At 51.2% G+C, this 4,731-nt stretch carries 6 protein-coding genes; 1 reads left to right on the forward strand and 5 read right to left on the reverse strand.

Annotated elements, in window-relative coordinates; translation table 11 throughout:
* Positions 1-73: 73 nt before the first annotated feature.
* From AACS18_RS14390 to mntA, 4 genes are all read right to left on the reverse strand, one after another.
* A complete protein-coding gene (locus AACS18_RS14390) occupies positions 74-1,393 on the reverse strand; it encodes a type II toxin-antitoxin system HipA family toxin (RefSeq protein ID WP_042013336.1) in 1,320 nt (439 codons plus the stop codon).
* Positions 1,393-1,647, reverse strand: a complete 255-nt coding sequence (locus AACS18_RS14395) for a helix-turn-helix domain-containing protein (RefSeq protein WP_042013334.1) — start codon at positions 1,645-1,647, stop codon at positions 1,393-1,395. Before AACS18_RS14395 ends, AACS18_RS14390 begins: the two co-directional genes overlap by 1 nt.
* 169 nt (positions 1,648-1,816) lie before the next feature.
* On the reverse strand, positions 1,817-2,245 hold the full coding sequence (gene hepT, locus AACS18_RS14400) for a type VII toxin-antitoxin system HepT family RNase toxin (RefSeq protein ID WP_075112289.1): 429 nt from the start codon (positions 2,243-2,245) through the stop codon (positions 1,817-1,819).
* Positions 2,238-2,687 carry a type VII toxin-antitoxin system MntA family adenylyltransferase antitoxin gene (mntA, locus tag AACS18_RS14405; RefSeq protein ID WP_075112290.1) on the reverse strand — a complete coding sequence of 150 codons (450 nt, stop codon included), beginning with the start codon at positions 2,685-2,687 and terminating at the stop codon, positions 2,238-2,240. The genes hepT and mntA overlap by 8 nt, the downstream gene beginning before the upstream one ends.
* Positions 2,688-3,133: 446 nt before the next feature.
* Between mntA and AACS18_RS14410 the strand changes: the two genes are divergently transcribed.
* Complete coding sequence (locus tag AACS18_RS14410; RefSeq protein ID WP_108612519.1) at positions 3,134-3,757, forward strand: recombinase family protein; 624 nt, start codon at positions 3,134-3,136, stop codon at positions 3,755-3,757.
* 560 nt (positions 3,758-4,317) lie between these two features.
* On the opposite strand, the gene AACS18_RS14415 is transcribed toward AACS18_RS14410, so the two are convergent.
* On the reverse strand, positions 4,318-4,731 hold a 414-nt coding region (locus tag AACS18_RS14415; protein ID WP_146184767.1), incomplete at its 5' end, for a M48 family metallopeptidase.

A 4,731-nucleotide genomic window follows, 5' to 3' on the forward strand; every position in this document is an offset into this window, starting at 1 on the left:
TTTACTCTTCGAACCGTGCAAACTTCCCATAGGTGGTTTGGCTAACCGTGCAATCATCCCACATACCGTCAATTTAATCCCAGCCCTTTATCAGCCTGGCTGAGCGGGCTTTTAGGCCCTCTAGAATGGTGCTGCTGATGGCATCGGGGAAGCCCGCTGGCAATTGCTGGGTAACACGCTCAATAACATCATCAACGGAGTTGGCCAGTTCTGTCAGGATCTCTTCCATAGCAGAACGCTCAAATCCCACAGCTTTTGCCGTTTGGAAGAAATGACGCGGGAATATCTGCTCAATGGCGTATTTCTTTCCCTTGCTGCTTGCTAGGCCCATAGCGAGCTTGGCGTCCCTTCGGTTGAGGCCTCGGCCGCCAAACACTGGATAGACAGATAGGATGTCGTAAAAAGGGGTCAGGCGAAAACGCCCTTCCGGTTCAATAAAGACCGAGAAGTTCTTTGCATGGCCATCGGTGGCTGCCAGCAGCCAGAACAGGACCTGAGATTTCATGAACAGGTAGCGATCCTGTTCTGGTGTCGCAGAGCCCAGCAAGGTTTTCATGATTTCAGTGATCCCTGGTCCTCCATGACTCTCGTATTTCCGTGCTGACGGAACATTCAATACCTGACAGAAATCTTCTTGGGGAAGGCGCATGATCCAACTGCGATCGGCAGCGTAACGTCTGTCGAAGCGTTCCACAGCCAGTGCTTTGACCTGGCCAACCTGCATCATGAAGCAGTGAGGTACGGGTAGACCAAACTCCTTGGCAATCAGAGTGCAGAGATATTCGTTTTCTACGCTCTGGGAGAGGTCTATCGAGTAGGAGTGGCTTTCAATCTTGCCAATAGGGAGTTTGATAATGTGGGTTGTCGGCGTTGCGTTGAGTGGCAAGTACCAACGGCCATCGAGATAGAGCAGCGCTGTCTTTTCTTGCGCTCCGGCGATAGAGATCCGGAACTCCTCTTGCTCCCTGACCATCCCCAAAGGGATTCCTGATTTGTAGCTGGTCAGGATCTGCTCGAGCTCGCCATCGGAAAGTGCTTTGTAGTCGATTCGCCTGACATCTGGAACGTCGTGCCCTTCGGTAACCAGCTGTAATGCCCCTACGCTATCCTGGCCAATGCAACTGAGCAGATCGAAGGGCTGAGTTGATGCCGCTTGATAGCGTGCAACAACCCTGTTCCTCACCTCCGTATTATCTGGCAGCAGGTTGTCGAAGAAGTTATAGGCTTCATCGCCCCGGTAGGCCTGATGGCGCAATGGCATGGAAAGTGAGATGGGACGGCTGCCCGGTTGTGCCAGCCATGATTCATGGTACTGAAACTGATGGGCGCCGCTGGTAGTTTTGGTGAATGTGCCTACCCGATAGCCGTTCATGTAGACAGCCAGATTGGCCATTACCACTCCTCCTTCCAGCCCGATGCCGGACTCTCGGATGACTCATTGCGGGGTTTGATGTCCAGTGACAATTCGAGTGATGCGAGGATCTTGAACAGGGTTTCCAGCTTGGTGGACTCAGGATTGAGTTCGAAGCTAGAGACTGTGTCTTGCCTAATCCCCACTTTCTCGGCCACTTTGCCTTGAGAGAGCTTTTGAGAAAGCCTGGCATCCTTGATACAGGCGCTCAGCTGCTTGGCGCTGGTTACTTTCATGATTCTACAACCTGGTAGCGTGCCTTCTTCCAATTTATACGCTGTGGCAGGTATATCAATGTTTACCTGTTATAGGAGGTAAATATAACTTACACGCTATAGCCGGTATTAAACATTTATCCCCCATAGCGGGTAAGAGAACGGTAAGCGGAGATATGACGTCGAAGTTTCAATCAATATGGGCAGCCAACCAGTCGAGACCTTGATCTGCAAACGTGAACAGCTGGTCGCTATAGCCTTGAGCAATGACGCTACGGATGATCTCGGGGTCAATATTCAGATAGTCGTGCACCAGCGCATTGCGAAGGCCAATAATCTTGCGCCAGCCGATTAAGGTGTCGGGGGATAGCTCACCACGCTGGGCCAGGATTTCGAATGCCTGATAGGCATCCTGTGGGGTATGACTTGCCAATGCTTTAGCCCAGTGCTTTGCCACGCCAATACACGCTTCGATAGACACTTGTAGAGTTCGCTCAGCTGCGCGGTACTCCAGATTGGAAAGCGCACGCAGCGCCAGAATAGCCCGTATCTCTGACAACTCGGCCTTATAGCGCGACAGGCTGATGCGTAAAGCTCCTATATAGGCGTTATCACTCATCTTTACTCCACTCCTCAGAATGATGTTTGCTGATATAGGCTTGGCGATGATGATAACCAAGTTCCATCTGCGACATTATCCGCGCCTCCTCTTGCAAACGCCGCCCCTCATCACGGCTATAGAGAGGACGATTTGCATCTACTACCGCAAAAGCCAACGGAATCGGGGCCTGATTGATATCGACGACCGAAAGTTTCCCCTCTGCCAACCCCATGGCACGTTGCCACTCCAGCGCGAGCAGTTCAGGGCGCAAGCGGTTTTCCAGTGCAGTACCCAGTGGTCCACTCTGTTTGATTGGATCAAAGGCCACCGCCAGATCCCAGTCGCTGGCAGGACCTGCAGTCCCCTTGGCACGGGAGCCGTAAAGCCAAAGCACCTGCACCTGGGGGTTGCTGTTGGCTAGGGTAATCAGCTGGTGAATAACATCGCTGTCGGGTTTCATATTGGTACGGCCATTTGGTCGCTTGAGACAGAGTTCTGGTTAGTATGGTGCCACATGGTTGGGCTTTTGTACGTAACTTCCAGTAGCCTGCCGCGCTGCGCTTGGCTGCTGGCTTGTTCGGTGAGTCGAAAAAATGACTCACCTCAAAGCCCAGCTTCTGTAGATTTCCTCCTTTGGCATCCCATTCAGCAGATCAGGAATGGTGAGCAACGTCGCTTAAATACCCAAATACAACTCAAAAGCGACTTTGTGATGACGGATCACACTTAAAGTTTGTGCTGTCAGATCAAAAGGCTATCGAAAGGTTGTGTTTCGATCGTCATGTGGTGGTTCTAAAAAGGTATACCCCATAAAAACCACTCAATACCCTCTCGAAAATGTTATAGAAACCACTTATATTGAACTTATAATTTGGAACCAGTTTAAACAGACCAATGGAGGTTTCAATGTTCATACGGGCGTATTTACGTGCATCGACTGTGGAGCAGGATGCTGAGCGGGCACGAGAGCTGCTGATTGGTTTTGCTGCAGAGCATGGCCATCAGATAGCCAGTTTCTATGTGGAGAATGAGTCTGGTGCAACGTTGGACAGGCCTGAGCTTATGCGGCTGATCCGCGACGCTGCAGATTGTGACATTGTGCTGGTAGAACAGATTGATCGTCTGGCCCGTCTCAATCAGACGGATTGGCAAACATTGAAGCAGTTGCTGGCTCAGAAACAGCTCTCAATCGTTTCTCCGGAGCTTCCGACTTCCTGGGTGGCGTTACAGGGGGACAACCGCTCCGAGTTCACCAGCGCCATTTTGCAGGCTGTAAATGGCATGCTGTTGGATATGCTCGCAGCAGTCGCTCGCAAAGATTATGAAGATCGCAGACGCAGGCAGCAGCAGGGTATTGCCAAGGCCAGGGATGAGGGGAAATATCGCGGTCGCCAGAAAGATGAAAAGAAGCGTCAGCACATCGCACAGTTGTTGGGCACCGGACACAGCTACTCGGTGATCCAGGAAATGTTGGGCTGCTCCCGCCATCTGATTTCGTGCGTGGCAAAAGAGGTCCGTTCAGCAAAATAGCGGGTCATTTATCCGAGGCACCCATGCGACGCTTCTCGATATACAGCCACGCAGCAAAGGCGCCAAACCCTATCAGGAATGAAAACAGGAGGATCAGGATGACGATGCTGTTCATGGTGATGGCCTCAGGTGTAGCGGATAAAGGATGCAATCAGGTGATCGTGTGACCAAACTCCATATCACCATGGACTTCGCTCAGGAAAAAATCAACAAAGCACTGAAAGTATTGAAGTTTGTTCGCTCGCAACAAACATGATTGCGTGGAATCACGCAGGATGTGGAGCCATGGAATGAACACTGTCATTCCCAACCAATTCCTGTCCAGTTTCTTTCCACATAACTATCTATCTGGAAAAGTGGTGTGAATTTTCCACATAGTGGAATGCCTGTTCAGAACGAGTTATGTGGAATCCTGATCGAAGACTTCCTATCTATCTGGAAATTTCGTGCCGTTTTTCTCTTTGGAATATTGGTCATCTTGTTTGAAGGGATGATGGACTCTGGTGTGCTGAAATATGGGGGGCGGATTCCTATCTATCTGGAATTTTGCCCCTCATATTTCAGGATGTCAGCAGTCGGTGGGCCATCCCGTCGAGTAGCAGCTTGGTCTTCTCCCAAGTCGGCATCACCTGGCTGAGCAACCGCCAGAATCGCTCGCTGTGGTTGTGCTCGGCTAGGTGGCAAAGCTCGTGGAGGATGACGTAATCAATGCACTCTCTAGGGGCTTTTACCAAATGAGGATTGAGTGTGATCCGGCCATTGGGCGAACAGCTTCCCCATTGGGTTTGCATATTCAGCAGGCGTAACGGAGGGCGATCCACAACCCACAAGGCTTGTTCCAGCATGGCATCGAGACGTTTGGCGAAAAGCTCTCTGGCGCGGGTTCTATACCACTGGGTCAGTTGAGCCTTCACTGTCTCGGGTCCTGGCTTCCTGACTGATACTTCCAGCTTGCCTCGCAGCAGTTTGACCCC

Origin of the sequence: Aeromonas sp. HMWF015 (genome assembly GCF_963878965.1) — a bacterium.
GTDB lineage: Bacteria > Pseudomonadota > Gammaproteobacteria > Enterobacterales > Aeromonadaceae > Aeromonas > Aeromonas veronii.